This is a genomic window from Anoxybacillus thermarum, assembly GCF_000836725.1.
GTDB classification, from domain to species: Bacteria; Bacillota; Bacilli; order Bacillales; family Anoxybacillaceae; genus Anoxybacillus; species Anoxybacillus thermarum.
In genome coordinates this window covers 1-16,992 of sequence record NZ_JXTH01000040.1, presented here as the reverse complement: position 1 = coordinate 16,992, position 16,992 = coordinate 1, and the positions used below count along the sequence as shown (strand labels likewise).

Below are 16,992 nucleotides of genomic sequence, written 5' to 3'. Positions count from 1 at the left end.
TTTGTGTTTCACGCGAAAATATACAAAAAAGAGCGCCAACAGGCACTCTTATAACAATTCAAGCAGCTTCTTTTTATTTTGTTGTACTTTTTCTTCTAACGCCTTTACTTTTTCTTTCAACGCTTGTACGTTGACATCATTCTTATATACTTTCTTTTCTAACGCACGAATTTCATTTTTTACTGCTTTTAATTGATTAGAAGCAGCAATAAGCTTCCCAAACCATTGATCTAGCTCTTCTTGTTTTTCCGCTTCGTCGTCTTCATCTTGCACGACAATTGATTGTTCAGTCGTAGTCACAGTAGCGTTATCTTGTGTTGTTACAGCCACGCTATTTTGTTCATTGACTACTTGTGTCGTTTCCTCTGTTGTGTGTTCACTTTGTAGTTGTGTTGGTTCTGCAGTTGGTTGTTCTTTCGGCGTGCTAAACGCTTCAAGCGCTATCGTCACCTCGTTCACACGCACTTCAATCTTGCTTAACTTTTTATTTAGTTCCGCCAATTTGTTTTTTAACATTTGTTGTTCTTTTTTCTTTTTCGCTAACTCTTGTTTTTTCTTCGCCGCCTCTTTTTTCTTTTTCGCTAACTCTTGTCTTTTCTTCGCCGCTTCTTTTTTCCGCTTAGCTAACTCTTGTTTTTTCTTCGTCTCTTCCTTTTTCACTACAAACTGACTTTTCTGTACATGTTTTGCTCCATCATGCTTCGCTGCAAAAGCTGGAGAAGCAACGAGCATCGATGCTAGTAAAATTGGTAATCCTTTTTTAAACATTACCCTTTCCTCCATTTCATATGTATATTTTTTGGTAATGGCAGCTGGCTGGCATAGGTATCCCGTTAGCCCCTATAGCTTTGCGACGCTAAGTTTCCTTAGCTGTGCCTTTACTTCTTATTATACTTCGCTTATTTTCATAGGCATGAATCAAAAGTCCTTATTTTTCTTATAAACATATGTGAAAATAAAGGAAAAAAAGGGCGAATAAAGAAGTAGTTATAGTAGATAAAAAGGAGGGATGCGGGATGTTAGAAAAATGGTTGAAAGAGTCTTCGTATACAGTCGTATTTACTGGAGCAGGAATGTCTACAGAGAGCGGGCTTCCCGATTTTCGTTCGGCAAAATCAGGGCTTTGGCGCACGAAAAATCCACAACAATTAGCAAGTACGTATGCGATGCAACATAACCGAGACGAGTTTATTGTATTTTATCAATATCGTATTCGTACGTTGCTTGAATGTAAGCCACATGTCGGGCATATGATTTTGGCCGATTGGCAAAAGCGGGGGCTTATTGATCAAATCATCACGCAAAATGTCGACGGCTTTCATCAACAAGCAGGCAGTACAAATGTCATTGAATTACATGGAACGTTGCGAACGGTGCATTGCTCGCGTTGCAGGCAAACATACGACGCAAAACGGTATGTAGAGGAACAGTTTACGTGCACATGCGGCGGCTTTTTGCGCCCTTCCGTTGTTTTATTCGGGGAATCGTTACCGTATGATGCGTTTGAACAAGCATGGACAGCAGCCGAACGAGCAGACTTATGGATTGTTCTCGGCTCTTCTTTACAAGTGTCACCAGCTAACGAACTTCCTGTCATCGCGAAACGAAGCGGGGCCAAATTAGTGATTGTGAACATGGAACCGACGCCATTAGATGATTGGGCGGATTTGCTTATACATGGTCGCAAAATTGGAGAAATGTTGGAAGAGATGGACGCGAATTACTTTAAAAAATAGGCGTGTCCCAAAAGCATACTCTTTTGGGACAGTTGAAATATTTCTTTTTCATACCTTATTTTCCAAAAACCATTCGTATATTGCTTGTGCCTCATGTTCGTCCACATCAACGACTTTTGTGCATATGCTTGGCATGACAGTCGCACGTACTGTACATAATCCGATTCGTTGCTGCATACAAGTTTGCGAGATCGTCAATGACTGAATACGATGTTTTAACATATATACCGTTTTTATCGTCAGCCATCCACTTCTCAATGCTATATACATCCAAATTGAAGTTTTAACCTCTGATTCACGCAACACACCCGATGCGGCGTAACACCTCATCTGGGTGCTGTAAGACGTGCTGTTCAAAGCGAGTGATCGATTGGGCAATATCGTTCTGATCTTTATGCAAGACGTTGGCAATGACTTCATCTTTTAGTCACTTCCATAGCCGTTCAATAGGGTTTAACTGTGGGGAATACGGTGGCAAAAAGATAAAGTGAAAAGTAGTACCTTCTTCACTATCAAGGAATGCTCGCACCATCTTGGCATGATGAATGCGCGCATTGTCCAATACAAGCACGATGAAACACGACGTCCCCTTGTTGAACATCGACTGCGCCAAAAATGGACACGTGAGTGTGGTGACCGTATCTCGGTATTTGTTCCGTGATTCGTTTTTTTATAAGTTCGAGTTCTTTTTGAAACGCAGCTTGACGTGTTGGATTCCCCTGACGAGCTTGTAAGTCTAGCGTGTCCACGACAAACGCAAACGATGTAATAACTTGCGAATGCCCTCACGTGACATCGAAACACCATAGGTTTGTTGGATATTAAAATTGCAACAGGCGTGTGTTCCACGAAGATGCGATGCCCCATCCTGCTTCCACAGGTTAGTGGTTAACATGAGTTGTCTCAGTTCTTGTTGTTGTTCTTCCGTGAGAAAAGGCACGCGGCCAGGTGGCAACCAACGATCGAGTAAATGATCGAGCCGACCTTCATTAAAACGTGCGACATAAGGTGCAACCGATTGACGGCAAAGGTTGACCATTTTTGCAACATCTTTTCTGTGATACCCTTCCACGACGAGGCGAACAGCAGTCACTCGAACACGAAGAGAAGAATCTTTGATTTTCCGTTCTTGTTTCCGAAGTGTTCGTGGCGTCCAGCCGTGACCATTTGTAATTTTAAGAGGCTTCATGTCATTTCCGCTCCTTTTGTATAGAAATACTTAGGAGCAATATAGCCATGGAAAAAGGCGTTCATACAGAAGTCACGGCTTTAAAGTGCATGTATATAATTAACTTTTTTAATGAAACTTCTCTAACGTTTCCCCAACAAACATATCATATTTCACCAAATCGACACATATTTTTATATCAGACTTGGTCACTTATTTTCATTTGAAAACGGATACAAAAGGAGGAATTTACATGATTTACGCCCAACCGGGACAACCTGGTTCACTCATTACATTCAAAAAGAGATATGAAAATTTCATCGGTGGGGAATGGGTCCCGCCAATAGATGGGGAATATTTTGAAAACATTTCACCTGTTACTGGACAAGTATATTGCGAGGTCCCTCGTTCAAAAGCCGCCGATATTGAATTGGCACTCGACGCAGCTCATGCAGCGAAAGAAGCATGGGGACGTACATCTGTTGCTGAACGAGCACGCCTGCTCAATAAAATCGCAGACCGAATGGAAGAAAACTTAGACATGCTTGCCGTGGCGGAAACGTGGGAAAATGGAAAGCCGATTCGTGAAACACGTGCGGCTGACATTCCTCTAGCTATTGATCATTTCCGCTATTTTGCCGGCTGCATTCGCGCTGAGGAAGGCACGTTGGCAGAGCTTGACGCGGATACCGTCGCTTATCATTTTAAAGAGCCGCTCGGCGTTGTCGGACAAATTATTCCATGGAATTTCCCAATTTTAATGGCGGCTTGGAAACTCGCACCTGCTTTAGCTGCTGGCAACTGCGTTGTACTAAAGCCAGCTGAACAAACACCGACATCGATTCTCGTGCTGATCGAACTCATTCAAGATTTACTACCAAAAGGCGTTGTGAACGTCGTCAATGGATTTGGTCTTGAAGCTGGCAAACCGCTCGCTTCTAACCCACGTATCGCAAAAGTTGCCTTTACCGGCGAAACGACGACGGGACGTCTCATTATGCAGTATGCATCTCAAAACTTAATTCCGGTCACACTTGAACTTGGGGGAAAATCACCAAACATTTTCTTCGCCGATGTCGCTGCGAAAGATGACGAATTTTTTGACAAAGCGCTTGAAGGATTTACAATGTTCGCTCTAAACCAAGGAGAAGTTTGTACATGCCCTTCGCGTGCATTAATCGAAGAATCAATTTACGATGTATTTATGGAACGGGCATTAGAGCGAGTCAAACAAATTAAACAAGGCAACCCGCTCGATACGAGCACAATGATCGGTGCTCAAGCCTCGTCCGAACAGCTAGAGAAAATTTTGTCATACATCGACATCGGTAAACAAGAAGGAGCTGAACTTCTCATCGGTGGCGAACGCAACATGTTAGAAGGAGACTTACAAGGCGGTTATTATGTGAAGCCAACCGTCTTTAAGGGACATAATCGGATGCGTATTTTCCAAGAAGAAATTTTCGGTCCCGTTGTGTCTGTCACAACATTTAAGGATCAAGATGAAGCTTTATCGATTGCCAATGACACATTATACGGACTTGGTGCCGGAATATGGACGCGCGATATGAATACCGCATACCGATTTGGTCGCGGCATTCAAGCTGGACGCGTTTGGACGAATTGTTATCACGCTTATCCGGCTCATGCAGCGTTTGGTGGATATAAAATGTCAGGAATCGGTCGTGAAACGCACAAAATGATGCTCGAACATTACCAACAAACGAAAAACTTACTTGTTAGCTATTCGCCGAAAAAACTTGGATTTTTCTAATCGTTCAGGCAGCGTCTCAAAAGCGCTGCCTTTTTTGAAAGGGGCTGATTGCGCATGCAACCGAAAGTAGTAGCGACCGAAGCAGCGCTACAACTTATCGAAAAATTAAAAGAAACATACGGTCCGCTTATGTTTCATCAATCTGGTGGTTGTTGTGATGGAAGCTCACCGATGTGTTATCCACAAGGGGAGTTTATGATCGGACAGTCCGACGTGTGGCTTGGCGAAATCGGAGGATGCCCATTTTATATGCACGCTGCTCAATACGAATATTGGAAACATACGCAATTAATTATTGATGTTGTACCTGGCCGCGGTGGCATGTTTTCACTTGAAGGGCGCGAAGGAGTACGTTTTTTAACAAGATCAAAAGTGTTTGATTCACATGATGAGCTGCTTTAAGGCAGCTCATTTTGTATGCTATGACATCATTTTTTACGGGAGTGCGGAAATAATGAATGAATATTCATTATTGTTTGATATAATAAAACAAAGGGGGCACTTCGTATGTTAGTAAAGAAAAAATTCGAACAAGAAACTGTTTCTGGAGTACATATCGCAAAAGGCACTCTAACATTTCAAGGGGTACGATTGACGGTATATTGTTTTTCTACCGACGGGGTATTGATTGATACAGGAGCAGCATCATTAGCAAATGAATTTGCTCATTTTTTCAAATCATTAGATATCGATCAAGTAATGATTACCCACTTTCATGAAGACCATACAGGTTGTGCAGCGTTTTTACAAAACGAACAACAACTGCCGATTTATATGAATGAGATAATGATTGATTATTGCAAGAAACAAGCAAATTATCCACTGTATCGCAAGCTTTTTTGGGGAAACCGCCCTCCTTTCCAAGCTAAGCCGATTGGAAAAACGTTTTCTACACGCCATGCGACATGGAACGTGATTCATACGCCAGGTCATGCGGTTGACCACCTTGTATTTCTGAATCGCAAAACAGGGCAACTTTTTACAGGGGACTTATACTGTCTCGAAAAAACGAAAGTCGTTTTACGTGAAGAAAGCATTCCTACATTAATTGAATCATTAAAAAAAGTATTAACGTACGATTTTAGAGAAATGTTTTGCGCCCACGCAGGCTATGTAAAAGATGGGCGCACTGCTCTACAACGAAAGCTTCACTATCTGCAAGAGCTTCAAGGAAAAATTATTGATTTGTACGAAAAAGGAGCGACACTAAAACAAATACAATCTACCGTTTTTCCAAAGAAATATCCAATCACCTTTCTTTCCCTAGGTGAATGGAGTTCATTTCACATCGTCCGTTCCGTTATTGAAGAGCATCATATGAAAAAAATTAGCGAACGGTAACAACAACTGTTCGCTAAATTACCTCGTCCTAACCGCTAACATCGTTGTTTGTGAAATTTTTTCTTTCATCTGCTTTAACGTCGCAACGATGAGGAAGCTTACGATCACTAATAAAAACCATGAACTTACTTTTCCTAAGTGAACGATACTCCAAGCCTTCGCTTGGTTCGGGTATTGCCAAGCGCCAAAAAACGTGGCAATATTTTCGGCGATCCATATAAAAAATCCGATCAGTAAAAATGAAAGAATGAGCGGCATACGGTAACGCGTTCCGTTTACCTCGTATGTGACCGATGACGACCAAAAGACGATGATGACAAGTCCAATTAGCCACCACCGAACGTCAATCCAATAATGATGGGTAAAAAAATTGAAATAAATTGCCGTAGCTAGCGGAACAACGACTGAAAATGGCGGCCATTTCACGAGTTCCACCTTTAACCGCCGCCACGCTTGACAAAGATAGCTGGCCACACTTGCATACATAAAGCCGCTATATAAAGGCACGCCAAAAATTTTCGTATACCCTTCTTCTGGATAAGCCCAAGACCCCATGTGCACTTTAAACAATTCAAGCGCAAGACCAATGAGGTGAAACATCGTAATCACTTTTAGTTCATCTCGCGTTTCTAGTCCCGCACGCACCATCCACCATTGCATCAAAAGGCAAATAATAAGCAGCCAATCATACCGTGGCAAGAAAGGAAGCGGCACCATTTTTGTTACGGCTAACGAGGCAAAAATGACAACGGGAAACAAGCAAGATAACGCTTGTTCCCAACCAAAATGAACAAGTTGAATGAACGCTCTCATCTCTTTTGCCTCCCATTACATTTCGTCATCGCTTCGATATTCTAAAATATCTCCCGGTTGGCATTGTAACGCTTTGCAAATCGCATCTAATGTCGATAGCCGAATCGCCTTTGCTTTGCCGTTTTTTAAAATCGATAAATTCGCCATCGTAATTCCTACTTTTTCTGACAACTCGGTCACACTCATTTTCCTTTTCGCCAACATGACATCTAGATTCACAATAATCGCCATGTGCTTCACCTCAGATTGTTAAGTCATTTTCTGATTTGATTTCAATCGCTTTTTGTAAAAGTTTTTGTAGCACTGCGGCAAACACCGCGACGACCAACGCTCCAAACACAACCATTAAGCCAATGATGATAATCCCTGGGGCGTCATCTAAATCGGCGGTAAGATAAAAAAACGGCATGCCTGCAACATACAACAAACTAATGGACGCCGCGCAATGTTTGATATGCTTTAGCGCTTTTACCGATAAATCAGAAAATACTTCGTTTTTGTCAATATAAGTGAGAATGTTGAACGCCTGATATAACGCAAAGAAAAACGGAACAGCAGTCACATAAAAAAAGAAGACGATCGGATAACGTAAATACGCCAGTTCCGGCAACCACTCCGCATAAAAGTTAGGAAACTTAGGCAAGACAAATACACATAACATAGCAACAGGAGCCCCGATTATAAAAAGAGCGATTTTCAAAAAAAGTGTCTCTCGTTTCACAACAAGCACCTCACTTCTACAATTTCCATTTCATTTTACTTCTACAATTTCCATTTCATTTTAATCGATTATTTATCGTTTTACAATAAATAATTATTGTTTTGGGTTATTTTTTTATTTCAAAACAAAAAGCATTCCCCTTTTAGAGAAATGCTTGCTTCCATTAGATTATTCCATCGAGCAATAAAACTCAAACTAATAGTTACTCCATAAAAAATAAAGGTGCTAAAGTTTGAAAGCACATTTATATAGTTTTATTCTAATACCCCCCTTTAAAATCCAAAACATAGGCCATTTCCACTCCTCTCTCTCCAATAGGTACTGTATATGTGTTCGAGTGTTTTCTACTTTCACCAAAAACTTGTACAATCCGCTTTCTCTTCGATATTAAAAGCAATCATTTTCTTCAGCAATCCATAATTTACTGGCTTATCCCACGGGATGCGAAACAATCCTTTCGTCGCGCTATAACCAGCTTGGGCAATTTCATCAGCAAAATGAGCCATGCATGCTTCTTCAGGTGACACACTCACATGGTGTTTGGCTGTAGAAAAGCCGATGATAAATGTCCCGTGATCGGTAAACATAGGTGTATTCCATTTGATTTGCGGTTGTAACTGTGGGAACGTATCACAAACCCACCGTAAAATTTCCTCTACTCGGTTGCGATGGTCGACATGATCAATCTTTGCTAAATATTGTTCAAAAACTTCCATAAGTGTTCCTCCTCGCTACATCTCTCATCTTCTGCTATCAACATTATGACACAAAACAATATGTCCATCATCCTAATATTACGCAAATAATTCGTCATAACTTTGCACTTTTTCTCATACACATGAATCGTCCATATGCAACAGGAGGCGATCATCATGGAGCGACAGGCAAAAGTAATTAGTATTATCAACTGGAAAGGCGGAGTGGGCAAGACGACTGTGACCCATCATTTAGCGACAGGATTGCAACATTTATCATCCGACGAATTAGAACTGTTTGGTTTTGAACATGCTCAACCAAAAGTGTTGTTAGTAGATGCAGACGCACAATGTAACCTCTCTATTTCATGTTTAACACCCGAACGGTTTGAACAATTAGCCTATCATAAAACACCTCCGATCGGCACATTGAAAGATTTAATCGAACATTACTTGAAAAATGAGCATCCACAAGTAGATGTGGACGACTTTATTTTAAAAGCGTGCGTGCGAAGTAAAAATGAGAAAGTGTATGAACATATTGATTTGCTTCCAGCACACGCTGAACTTATCCATACAGACATGGATATTGCCGTTTACTCAAGGCCATATTTCAAAGAACATTTATTTGGTTCGGACATTTATAAATTTCAAATGCTACACCATATTTTAAACACGATAAAACATGAATATGATTTTATTTTTATCGATTGTCCACCAAATTTAAATTACATTACGCAAAACGCCCTGTACGCAAGCGATTACTATTTAATTCCCGCGATTCCTGATCGTCTTTCTTCATACGGTATCTCAGCCATTAAAAATAAAGTCGATGAGTTAAACGAAAGATTTCAGTCGAGTTCAAAAGAATATAGCCATACAAAACTGATCGGAATCGTCCTCAATTTCATTCGCGAATACGGAAATCAACCAAAACAAACACAGGAAAATATGATCAATACATTGAAACGTACGCTCTCATCTGACATGATATTTAACAGCTATTTACCATATGGTGACGCCATCACGCGTGCATCCATGCTCAGTTATCCTGTGTTTGCTGTTGAAAACCATCAAGGGAAACAAAGTGAATGTGTGAAGAAAATGACGCTCGAATTTTTAAACCGAATTGGTGGGGGAATTGTCGTATGAACGTAAACACATTAACGCATATGTTAGAAAAAGCACTCGTTCTTTTAAAACATTATGAGCATTGTACAGTCGAAGAAATGCTCGATGATCTTTCTGCAAAGTTGCAAAATCAAACACGAAAAAAGCAAACCACAAACGTAACGGACTATGCAAACGTCATAAAACAAATGAAAAACATGAACAAAGAAGAGGCAACAACGTTTTTAATGTCTTTCAAAAAAGAACAACTACTTCAGATCGGATTACAAATGAATATGAAATTACAAAAGAGAGACACAAAACAAATATTAATTGAGTCAATTGTATCCCATTGCAGCTTTCCTGAACTATATGCCCAAATGGCAAATAGAAAATCGAAAAAACAAATGAGCGAACAGATATAATAGCTGTTCGCTCAACATGCGACCTCATTCCGACAAAACGGTTCGTTTCATCATATCATATGAAAGTGGACCGACATGTTTGCTACGAATGACTCCTTGTTCATCAATGATATACGAAGTCGGAATGGTGATCACTTCATATGTTTTACTAACCGTCCCTTGCTCATCAAGCATAATATCGAATGATACTCCTTTTTCGTTAATAAACGTCTCGACAGCCTGATGATTTTTTTCTTTATTTGTCAAATTGACCGCTACAATCGCGACATGTTGTCCATACTGTTCATAAAATCGTTGCATCTCTGGCATTTCCGCACGGCATGGAGGACACCATGATGCCCAAAAGTTTAAAATCACTTTCTTCCCGCGAAATTGAGACAGCTTCATTTTCTTACCCTTTAATGTCATTAACTCGAAATCAGGGGCAATTTCTCCTACATCAATTCCAATGTTCGAAATCGCTTGCTGTGAAGTTGCTTCTTTTGTCATATCCGATATGGATGAGAAGATGAAGACGAGAATATGGAACGAAATAAGCAATTGCCATAACTTTCTCGTCGTTTTCATACGTGAAGAAACGATAAAGAAAACAACAGCGACGACAGCTTGTAGCCAAATAAAGCGATCTTCTGGAAATCCACTTCCCTTCCATAAAAGAAATACAATCCAATATCCAAAATATATCGGGGTAGCTACACGTATATAAGTGTCGAACGAAATATGCTCTTTTTTCAAATGCCAATATGTATAAAAAACAATAAACACAGCCGCTAAAACAAGTCCAACAACGCCACCGTTAAAATAAAGAAGCGTTAACGGATTTTCCAGCACCATGTTTGGATGTACAATACCGTAACTCAATTTCCATATGACTAAGCCATATATGAAACTGTTAAAAATAACATCCATCATGCGTCGTTCCGCTTTTAAAACGAACACACCATAATAAAAAAATAAATATGTCATAACCAAACTTGCTACAAGCAACAAATTTTCTCCTTGAATCATTTTTCCTCCTTTGCTGACAACAGCTCCTTATAAAAAGCGCTTCTTTATATCCTCTGTCGGAACAAAGCAGCAATCCTTCTTTCCGAACCAACGATACCTATTTTTCGCGATCCAATCATATACTCGATCGCGAATAGGAGAAGGGATAAGAATAAGCCAATATAAGTACTTCCAAAACCCTCGCAAATGTTTGCATACGCGTAACGCTGCAGTAGATTTAACATAGTATGTACATTCATCGATTAATATAAAACTATCGAGTTGTTGGGGAATATGATATTTTTTCAACAACGCTTGCCCTGCTTCACTTTGCAACGAAGCAAAATAAAAATAAGCTTTTTCGTCTCTTTCAATAATAAAACGAACCGTTGCACTACAAAAATGACAAATGCCATCAAATAATATGATGTGCATGATCGACCAATCCTTCCCCTTCCGTTCATCTAACCTCTCCATTATAGCTCACCTATGCAACAAAAGAAAAACGTGAAGCTCGGCAACTTCACGCTTTTCATGTCATAGCTAGAAATTATCCATACATCGTCCACATCCCGATATCATAAAAACCGAGTCTTTTATAAATGCGTCCCGCATTCGGATTGTCATAAAATAAACATAACGTTTTTCCAGCGCGAACGTAATCTTCGATAACTCGTTTCATAATTTCGCTTGCATACCCTTTGTGACGATCATTCGGATCTGTGCAAACGCCGACAACCATCGCAGATAGCGTATTTTCTGCAGTTGTCGCAACAGACGACACCATGCGACCATCTTCCTCGATATAGTACACACGCCCTGTATTTGTTTCTAACGATTTGACAAGCATATCACGCGATGAAGGGGGCACCGAAAATTCGGCAATACGATTGCGCAATTCAAGTATTCGATCGACATCATCAATCGTTGCTTGTTTTATTTCATATCGGTTTTCCGCTTCTGGAAATGTGATTTCGTTACATTCACAAAAATACGTGACGCGCTTTTTTCCAAGTGATAAGAGAGGTTCAAATTTTGCGACAAGCTCGGTTTTGCCTGAGAGTCGAACAGGCTGAGCAGCATGTCTCATAATTTTCGCAAATCCTTCTATATCAAACTCCCCCGAAGCATATGGAATATACGAATCATAAAATCGCAACAATACAGCTCGCAACTCGCCATTCTCATCAAAGTCGCCCCACAGCTCTTGAAACTCTTGCTCATATCCAAACGCTTCAATATCACCGATAATAAAAAGATTCAATGAAGGCTCCTGCCTTAAAAAAGAAAACACAACATGATGATCTGCGCTATTCAACTTACGAATCATGTCCATCTCCCTTTACGATCAATATTAATTCTACTATAGCAAATATAAAGACAAAATTTTGTCGAAATTTGTCCAGACAAAACAAATGAAGTGTCGGTTTCGTCGTATGTCAAAAGTACTTTCTCATTATGATATAATGTAGAAAAAAGGATGTGGGAGAGATGGAAAAAGCACAACACGGTCGTATGTATTCATATAAAGATATTCAGCAATGGGAAGGAAATTGGGAGCTGATTGACGGTGTCCCTTATTTGCTTGCATCGCCTTCGTATATTCATCAATATGTCGTCGGCGAACTGCATCTCGCCTTAGCTCCTTACTTCAAAGCACGTGGATGCCACCTCATCTTGTCCCCATTTGACGTGCAATTCGATACAGATAACAATGAAGAAGAAGCGCAAACCGTTGTACAGCCAGACTTATTCGTCATTTGCAACGTAAATCAACTGAAGAAAAACCGAGTACAAGGCGCACCCGATCTCGTGATCGAAGTGTTATCCGCTAGCACAGGAATTAAAGATCGAAATCAAAAATATTATTTATATGAAACAAACGGCGTGAAAGAGTATTGGATGGTCGACCCAAGCAATCGGACGATTGAAGTCATCGGCTTAGAAGACGGGCGGTTTCAAAAACGCGCAGTATTCGGCCCGAAAGATGTTTTAACGTCTTTTTTGTATCCAGATTTAGCAATTTCGCTTAATTCCATCTTGCATATGGATGATGTGGAATAAGATAAAGCCGGTCAGGGTTCGGGGTTCCCTAGCCGGCTTTTCATTTGCTGGAATTTAGTCGATAGCGCAATTTTCGTCCGTGCACGTTTTTCCTTTTTCCGCAAGCAATTGTAGCGATGAGGACTGCTGTTCTTCTGCCCATACTTTTTCTAATGCTTGGCGGAATACGTCGACGGGCTGAGCGCCAGAAATCGCATATTTTTGATTGAGCACGAAAAACGGTACACCGCGAACGCCGAGTTGAGCCGCTATCGCTTCCTCGTTTCGCACGTGTTCGGCATAACGTTCGCTATCAAGCACCGCTTCCGCCTCTTTCCGATCAAGCCCTGCCGCTTCAGCAAGCTCCAGTAGCACGTTGCGGTCGCTAATTCGCTTCGATTCGGTAAAATAGGCGTAAAACAGCCGCTCCACTACTTCATCAAGCTTCCCTTTTTCCTTCGCATATTGCGCGAGACGGTGGGCATCAAACGTATTGGTCGGTTTCATCGTCTCAAAACGGAACGTAAGACCAAGCGCCTCCGCTTGCTTGCCAATATCGGCGTTTGCCCGCTTCGCTTCTTCTACGGAAATGCCGTATTTTTGCGCAATCATTTCGTGAATGCTAAATGGCGTTTCTTTTTTTGCATGCGGATCAAGTTCAAAACTACGGAAGACGACCTCGACATTCTCCCGATGCGGGAAAGACGCAAGCGCCTCTTCTAACCGCCGCTTGCCGATATAACAAAACGGACAAACAAAATCGGACCATACTTCAATTTTCATCGTCACACCTCAGTTTTGTCCTCCAGATCGGAGGAAATTTTCTTCCTTATTGTAACGAACATATCTTTCTCACTTCAAATCATCTGCTTAAAGTGTGACGAGCATCACATCTAAATGTATTTACCTTCTAAAAATAGTTCAATATTTCACGCGGCGCAAAGTTTTTTATTTTCTTCAACTCTTCCTTACTCCACCACTTTAAATCAATAAACGTATCTTTCTCTTTTTCAGTCATATTTTCAATCGATAATATCGTGTCGGATTGAATCGTTATCTTATAATAAATCTCCCGGCTTATAAAAGAATCGCTTTTTCCTTCAATGAATACATCGATTTCAAATAGTGGTTCGTCACGAATATCAACAACAATTCCAAGCTCTTCACGTAGTTCTCTTTTCAAAGCTTCGATTGGGGTTTCCTTTCCCTTGATGCCACCTCCGGGAGTTACCCATAACACGACATTTCCTATGACATCCGTAAATTCAAATTTTTGAAGAAGAATTTCATGATATTCATTGGTGATTACTGCCCTAGCGCACTTGCGTATTCGCATTAAAATTTTCCTCTCCACTAAAATAACAATATTTATCTTTTTCTACTCTCCGTCATTTGTTTCCAAACGGATCCTTTCGCTTCTTCGCCGCCTTCGATGCGTTCAATCGCCATTTTTACTTGCATGCTTACCTCAAATTCCGGGTCGTTTTCGGCCGCTTTTAATGCAGGCAAGACGGATTCATCACCATTTTCGTATAAAAACATCGCGGCACGCCAGCGAACGAGCTTACTTGCGTCGTTTAGCGCTTCAACCATGACAGGAATGGCTTCCACGTCACCAATGTCAGACAAACAGTCACCAGCGGTACGGCGCACAGAAACGGCTGGGTCTTTTAGTGCCTCATATAAATACGGAAGCACGCTTTTGCCGCCAATCATTCCTAAATACGCAGTCGCTAAGCGACGAATGGCGACTTTTTCGTCTTTTAACGCCTTTGCCAATACAGGCAAATCGGTTTCCTTCGGCTCTATCATTTGTTCCAATGCCGCATATCGTTTCGTCCAGTCTGGGTTCTCTAGCATTTGTTCTGTTACTTGAATGCTTGTTCGTTTTTGTGTTTTTGCCTGTTCGCCTTGTTTAAACATGTGCACGAGCCGTTCAAGCCGTTCGGGTGGATAAGCGGCAGACAATTCCTCAACAATATCAGCGCCGATTTCTTCAAACGTTCCATATCGAACGCCCTTTTCGACCCATTTTCGCTCTATGACGATATTCCCCGCATGTTTTTGCGCTTCTAGCACCGCATCGACAAACGGCTTTGGCAAGCCAACACGTCTCTCTTCGTGACCGTCCGTTAACTTCACTTGCATCGGCAAGCCATACAACATTTGCACATACACTTTCACTTCACCAAAATGATCGTTGCGTACCGGCTCATTATCTTGAAGTTCCTCCACCTGCTCGCCAAATACTTCACGCACCTTCGTTAAAATCGGTTTCCAGTCATATTTCGCATGCCGCTCAACGGCTAAAAAATCAGCGACATGATAAATGCCCTTTACGCCTTCAATTTGCAGCAATTGCTGGATAATGGCAGGCGCATGCGCAGCTTGCGCAGGTTTATAGTTATAACTTGTGCCAAATGGAAGCTCTTCATCAAGCAACACTTTCATTGTATTTGGACTTGGCGTTGGTTCAATCGATTGAATTTTCATTTCTTTCTCTCCTATCCTCTACAAAAAATACCTCGTAACTTCATTAAAAAGGAAGAAACAAAGAAAAGCAAAAGTTTCGCTCAGTGAACTACCCCCACTTAATTTTTTAGCGAAAATTTGAAGTGGGGGCTTCCAAAGAAGTTTGACTGCTTTAAACAATCCTTATTCTTTGAGGCGTGTCCACTTCGCCGCTAGAGCATAAGACACTCAGGTCTACAGCTTTACTTTTCTTTAAGATGTTTAATGCACCATTTACATCAGCATTGATTAGTTTGCCGGACTTTGTTCGATACAAACCTCGCTTAATACGTTTGCCGCTGAACTTATATTCTTTTGGATTGTCGGCATTATATTCAGGAATCTCATCGCCGTCAAAAAAGCTGGCTTGAGACGTATATGATTCTTCCTGTTTCAAGAATTCAATGCCGTAAAATTCACAAAGATATTCTAGTTTTTCTTTTATGTTACCGAGAGGAATATTGACAAAGTTTTGATTTGTCTTTTTTCCCAGATTGATATTGCGCTGCAATGTTTCAGCATAGCCAATGACAAGTTTGCCAATTTGATTTTCAAGGCAATAGTTAATGATGTAACGGCAAGTCTTATTGATATAATCATTCACTTTATTATTGCGATTCATAGCAAGCAAAGCTTGTTTACGAGTTGTACCTTTGATTTTTTGCTTATCTTTAATGCTTTGAAGTCTGGCATTTTCTTTGTTAAACCATTGATTAATACTTTTTAATCTCCGCCCATCAATGATGAACGATTTGCCGTCTGATGTAACACAAGTGGCAAGATTATTTAATCCTAAATCAATCGCCAGTGCTTTTTGGTCATTTAATTCTCTTTGATCTTCAGGCATTTCATATTTGTACTGAATCTCAAAGAACCTGGCATGATGTTTAGGAATGATTTCAATCTGCTTAATCTTTTTGTCCAGTAACACAGGCGGAATCGTTATCGTGATAGGCTTATGAGTCTTTTTATACAGATTCGAATACGGTATCGTGAATTTGTTGCCGTCTATACGAATCTGGCCAATGATCAGTGAATGAAAGCCATCTTTTTTAAGATATTTTGGAATACTGATAGCCTTGTGGTCATATTTTCCTTGTTTGGCAAGACTGATCAAACCAAAGAAAGATTTAAAGGCTTCATTGACCTTTTTTAAGATTTGCTGTGCCATGTTGCTGTTCAACAGCTTATAGTTTTCGTTCGTTTTTGCAAGATGATAGTTTTTCTCATAATTAAGAAATTCCTTGTGTTCAAAATAGTATTGTCTAACATTATACAATCCGACGTTGTATATGTTCTTGGCAATACGGCACAGTTCTCGAAGAGTCAAGTATTCTTCTTTGGTCAAACCATTTAGCTGTTGTTTGATACAAAAGTGTGAGTAAAATATTTGTGGGTGACATTCAGGAATGATTCCCCGACGAGGGTTGCGAACTTTTGTTCGCGACGCTCGTCGGGGCCACCAAGCGAAGCGCGGTAGAAAAAAGCAAATGTCATGCAAAAAGGACTCTCTCCCTGCTATGATGGTGATGACCAACATCAATAAAACAGGAGGGAGAGAGTCCATGAAACATTTTACCACAGAATGGCCTTTATTAAAAGAGCTGGAGGAACAATTAGTCAGAACTCTTCAAAAGGTGTTCGCTGTCTTGTTGGCGGCCCTTTTGG

General features: G+C 40.7%; 22 protein-coding genes, 1 pseudogene and 1 riboswitch. Of the genes and pseudogenes, 7 read left to right on the top strand and 16 right to left on the bottom strand.

Annotation, left to right across the window (positions count from 1 at the left end; genetic code table 11):
* Window positions 1-48 precede the first annotated feature (48 nt).
* Complete coding sequence (locus tag LH47_RS09965) at window positions 49-768, bottom strand: hypothetical protein (RefSeq protein WP_043967056.1); 720 nt, start codon at window positions 766-768, stop codon at window positions 49-51.
* A gap of 36 nt (window positions 769-804) precedes the next feature.
* Window positions 805-887: riboswitch (cyclic di-GMP riboswitch) on the bottom strand.
* A 129-nt stretch (window positions 888-1,016) separates the two neighbouring features.
* Here LH47_RS09965 and LH47_RS09960 point away from each other — a divergent pair.
* Entirely contained in the window at window positions 1,017-1,736 is a 720-nt protein-coding gene (locus tag LH47_RS09960) for an NAD-dependent deacylase (protein ID WP_043967054.1), read from the top strand.
* A 48-nt stretch (window positions 1,737-1,784) separates the two neighbouring features.
* On the opposite strand, the gene LH47_RS09955 is transcribed toward LH47_RS09960, so the two are convergent.
* From LH47_RS09955 to LH47_RS16790, 4 genes and pseudogenes are all read right to left on the bottom strand, one after another.
* A complete protein-coding gene (locus tag LH47_RS09955; protein ID WP_043967052.1) occupies window positions 1,785-1,994 on the bottom strand; it encodes a PH domain-containing protein in 210 nt (69 codons plus the stop codon).
* A 37-nt stretch (window positions 1,995-2,031) separates the two neighbouring features.
* Window positions 2,032-2,136 carry an integrase gene (locus tag LH47_RS16800; protein ID WP_235341104.1) on the bottom strand — a complete coding sequence of 35 codons (105 nt, stop codon included), beginning with the start codon at window positions 2,134-2,136 and terminating at the stop codon, window positions 2,032-2,034.
* A gap of 33 nt (window positions 2,137-2,169) precedes the next feature.
* Window positions 2,170-2,349, bottom strand: a pseudogene (locus tag LH47_RS16795) (transposase); the annotation flags it as partial.
* Window positions 2,350-2,472: 123 nt separating this feature from the next.
* Window positions 2,473-2,925 carry a helix-turn-helix domain-containing protein gene (locus tag LH47_RS16790; RefSeq protein WP_235341102.1) on the bottom strand — a complete coding sequence of 151 codons (453 nt, stop codon included), beginning with the start codon at window positions 2,923-2,925 and terminating at the stop codon, window positions 2,473-2,475.
* A gap of 232 nt (window positions 2,926-3,157) precedes the next feature.
* On the opposite strand from LH47_RS16790, the gene adh reads away from it, so the two are divergent.
* The 3 genes from adh (at window position 3,158) to LH47_RS09930 (ending at window position 6,019) form a co-directional block, all read left to right on the top strand.
* The gene (gene adh / locus LH47_RS09940; RefSeq protein ID WP_043967050.1) at window positions 3,158-4,678 is read left to right on the top strand and encodes an aldehyde dehydrogenase; all 1,521 of its coding nucleotides are present in this window, start codon (window positions 3,158-3,160) and stop codon (window positions 4,676-4,678) included.
* A gap of 54 nt (window positions 4,679-4,732) precedes the next feature.
* Complete coding sequence (locus LH47_RS09935) at window positions 4,733-5,080, top strand: DUF779 domain-containing protein (RefSeq protein WP_043967048.1); 348 nt, start codon at window positions 4,733-4,735, stop codon at window positions 5,078-5,080.
* A 105-nt stretch (window positions 5,081-5,185) separates the two neighbouring features.
* Entirely contained in the window at window positions 5,186-6,019 is an 834-nt protein-coding gene (locus LH47_RS09930; RefSeq protein WP_043967047.1) for an MBL fold metallo-hydrolase, read from the top strand.
* An 18-nt stretch (window positions 6,020-6,037) separates the two neighbouring features.
* Here the strand turns inward: LH47_RS09930 and LH47_RS09925 are convergent, their stop codons facing one another.
* From LH47_RS09925 to LH47_RS09910, 4 genes are all read right to left on the bottom strand, one after another.
* Window positions 6,038-6,832 (bottom strand): DUF817 domain-containing protein, encoded by a 795-nt coding sequence (locus LH47_RS09925; protein ID WP_043967044.1) that lies wholly within the window; start codon window positions 6,830-6,832, stop codon window positions 6,038-6,040.
* A 15-nt stretch (window positions 6,833-6,847) separates the two neighbouring features.
* Window positions 6,848-7,063: a helix-turn-helix domain-containing protein gene (locus LH47_RS09920; protein WP_043967042.1), complete on the bottom strand. Its 216-nt coding sequence runs from the start codon at window positions 7,061-7,063 to the stop codon at window positions 6,848-6,850.
* Between the two features lie 10 nt (window positions 7,064-7,073).
* Window positions 7,074-7,493 carry a DUF2975 domain-containing protein gene (locus tag LH47_RS09915; RefSeq protein ID WP_255720826.1) on the bottom strand — a complete coding sequence of 140 codons (420 nt, stop codon included), beginning with the start codon at window positions 7,491-7,493 and terminating at the stop codon, window positions 7,074-7,076.
* 410 nt (window positions 7,494-7,903) lie between these two features.
* Window positions 7,904-8,269 carry an iron chaperone gene (locus LH47_RS09910; protein WP_043967038.1) on the bottom strand — a complete coding sequence of 122 codons (366 nt, stop codon included), beginning with the start codon at window positions 8,267-8,269 and terminating at the stop codon, window positions 7,904-7,906.
* A gap of 156 nt (window positions 8,270-8,425) precedes the next feature.
* Here LH47_RS09910 and LH47_RS09905 point away from each other — a divergent pair, with 156 nt between their 5' ends.
* On the top strand, window positions 8,426-9,400 hold the full coding sequence (locus LH47_RS09905) for a ParA family protein (protein WP_043967037.1): 975 nt from the start codon (window positions 8,426-8,428) through the stop codon (window positions 9,398-9,400).
* Complete coding sequence (locus LH47_RS09900) at window positions 9,397-9,783, top strand: hypothetical protein (RefSeq protein WP_043967035.1); 387 nt, start codon at window positions 9,397-9,399, stop codon at window positions 9,781-9,783. The genes LH47_RS09905 and LH47_RS09900 overlap by 4 nt, the downstream gene beginning before the upstream one ends.
* A gap of 24 nt (window positions 9,784-9,807) precedes the next feature.
* On the opposite strand, the gene LH47_RS09895 is transcribed toward LH47_RS09900, so the two are convergent.
* The 3 genes from LH47_RS09895 to LH47_RS09885 all read right to left on the bottom strand — a co-directional run bounded on the left by LH47_RS09895 (window position 9,808) and on the right by LH47_RS09885 (window position 12,100).
* Window positions 9,808-10,791 (bottom strand): TlpA family protein disulfide reductase, encoded by a 984-nt coding sequence (locus LH47_RS09895; RefSeq protein ID WP_043967033.1) that lies wholly within the window; start codon window positions 10,789-10,791, stop codon window positions 9,808-9,810.
* Window positions 10,792-10,818: 27 nt separating this feature from the next.
* On the bottom strand, window positions 10,819-11,247 hold the full coding sequence (locus LH47_RS09890; protein ID WP_043967031.1) for a thiol-disulfide oxidoreductase DCC family protein: 429 nt from the start codon (window positions 11,245-11,247) through the stop codon (window positions 10,819-10,821).
* 73 nt (window positions 11,248-11,320) lie between these two features.
* Complete coding sequence (locus LH47_RS09885; RefSeq protein WP_043967029.1) at window positions 11,321-12,100, bottom strand: GNAT family N-acetyltransferase; 780 nt, start codon at window positions 12,098-12,100, stop codon at window positions 11,321-11,323.
* Window positions 12,101-12,261: 161 nt separating this feature from the next.
* Between LH47_RS09885 and LH47_RS09880 the strand changes: the two genes are divergently transcribed.
* Window positions 12,262-12,834 (top strand): Uma2 family endonuclease, encoded by a 573-nt coding sequence (locus LH47_RS09880; protein ID WP_043967027.1) that lies wholly within the window; start codon window positions 12,262-12,264, stop codon window positions 12,832-12,834.
* 54 nt (window positions 12,835-12,888) lie between these two features.
* Here LH47_RS09880 and LH47_RS09875 read toward each other — a convergent pair whose 3' ends face one another.
* The 4 genes from LH47_RS09875 to LH47_RS09860 form a co-directional block, all read right to left on the bottom strand.
* Entirely contained in the window at window positions 12,889-13,596 is a 708-nt protein-coding gene (locus LH47_RS09875) for a DsbA family oxidoreductase (RefSeq protein WP_043967077.1), read from the bottom strand.
* 127 nt (window positions 13,597-13,723) lie between these two features.
* Window positions 13,724-14,149, bottom strand: coding sequence for an NUDIX domain-containing protein (locus tag LH47_RS09870; protein WP_043967025.1), 426 nt, complete (start codon window positions 14,147-14,149; stop codon window positions 13,724-13,726).
* 32 nt (window positions 14,150-14,181) lie between these two features.
* Window positions 14,182-15,306: a conserved virulence factor C family protein gene (locus LH47_RS09865; RefSeq protein WP_043967024.1), complete on the bottom strand. Its 1,125-nt coding sequence runs from the start codon at window positions 15,304-15,306 to the stop codon at window positions 14,182-14,184.
* 151 nt (window positions 15,307-15,457) lie between these two features.
* Entirely contained in the window at window positions 15,458-16,714 is a 1,257-nt protein-coding gene (locus tag LH47_RS09860) for an RNA-guided endonuclease InsQ/TnpB family protein (protein WP_043967075.1), read from the bottom strand.
* Window positions 16,715-16,992: the final 278 nt, after the last annotated feature.

Bases quoted from the DNA above. Each gene is read 5' to 3' on its own strand.
- LH47_RS09965 (WP_043967056.1), bottom strand. From the start codon at position 768: ATGTTTAAAAAAGGATTACCAATTTTACTAGCATCGATGCTCGTTGCT.
- LH47_RS09960 (WP_043967054.1), top strand. From the start codon at position 1,017: ATGTTAGAAAAATGGTTGAAAGAGTCTTCGTATACAGTCGTATTTACT.
- LH47_RS16790 (WP_235341102.1), bottom strand. From the start codon at position 2,925: ATGAAGCCTCTTAAAATTACAAATGGTCACGGCTGGACGCCACGAACA.
- adh (WP_043967050.1), top strand. From the start codon at position 3,158: ATGATTTACGCCCAACCGGGACAACCTGGTTCACTCATTACATTCAAA.
- LH47_RS09935 (WP_043967048.1), top strand. From the start codon at position 4,733: ATGCAACCGAAAGTAGTAGCGACCGAAGCAGCGCTACAACTTATCGAA.
- LH47_RS09930 (WP_043967047.1), top strand. From the start codon at position 5,186: ATGTTAGTAAAGAAAAAATTCGAACAAGAAACTGTTTCTGGAGTACAT.
- LH47_RS09925 (WP_043967044.1), bottom strand. From the start codon at position 6,832: ATGAGAGCGTTCATTCAACTTGTTCATTTTGGTTGGGAACAAGCGTTA.
- LH47_RS09920 (WP_043967042.1), bottom strand. From the start codon at position 7,063: ATGGCGATTATTGTGAATCTAGATGTCATGTTGGCGAAAAGGAAAATG.
- LH47_RS09915 (WP_255720826.1), bottom strand. From the start codon at position 7,493: ATGTTATGTGTATTTGTCTTGCCTAAGTTTCCTAACTTTTATGCGGAG.
- LH47_RS09910 (WP_043967038.1), bottom strand. From the start codon at position 8,269: ATGGAAGTTTTTGAACAATATTTAGCAAAGATTGATCATGTCGACCAT.
- LH47_RS09905 (WP_043967037.1), top strand. From the start codon at position 8,426: ATGGAGCGACAGGCAAAAGTAATTAGTATTATCAACTGGAAAGGCGGA.
- LH47_RS09900 (WP_043967035.1), top strand. From the start codon at position 9,397: ATGAACGTAAACACATTAACGCATATGTTAGAAAAAGCACTCGTTCTT.
- LH47_RS09895 (WP_043967033.1), bottom strand. From the start codon at position 10,791: ATGATTCAAGGAGAAAATTTGTTGCTTGTAGCAAGTTTGGTTATGACA.
- LH47_RS09890 (WP_043967031.1), bottom strand. From the start codon at position 11,247: ATGGAGAGGTTAGATGAACGGAAGGGGAAGGATTGGTCGATCATGCAC.
- LH47_RS09885 (WP_043967029.1), bottom strand. From the start codon at position 12,100: ATGATTCGTAAGTTGAATAGCGCAGATCATCATGTTGTGTTTTCTTTT.
- LH47_RS09880 (WP_043967027.1), top strand. From the start codon at position 12,262: ATGGAAAAAGCACAACACGGTCGTATGTATTCATATAAAGATATTCAG.
- LH47_RS09875 (WP_043967077.1), bottom strand. From the start codon at position 13,596: ATGAAAATTGAAGTATGGTCCGATTTTGTTTGTCCGTTTTGTTATATC.
- LH47_RS09870 (WP_043967025.1), bottom strand. From the start codon at position 14,149: ATGCGAATACGCAAGTGCGCTAGGGCAGTAATCACCAATGAATATCAT.
- LH47_RS09865 (WP_043967024.1), bottom strand. From the start codon at position 15,306: ATGAAAATTCAATCGATTGAACCAACGCCAAGTCCAAATACAATGAAA.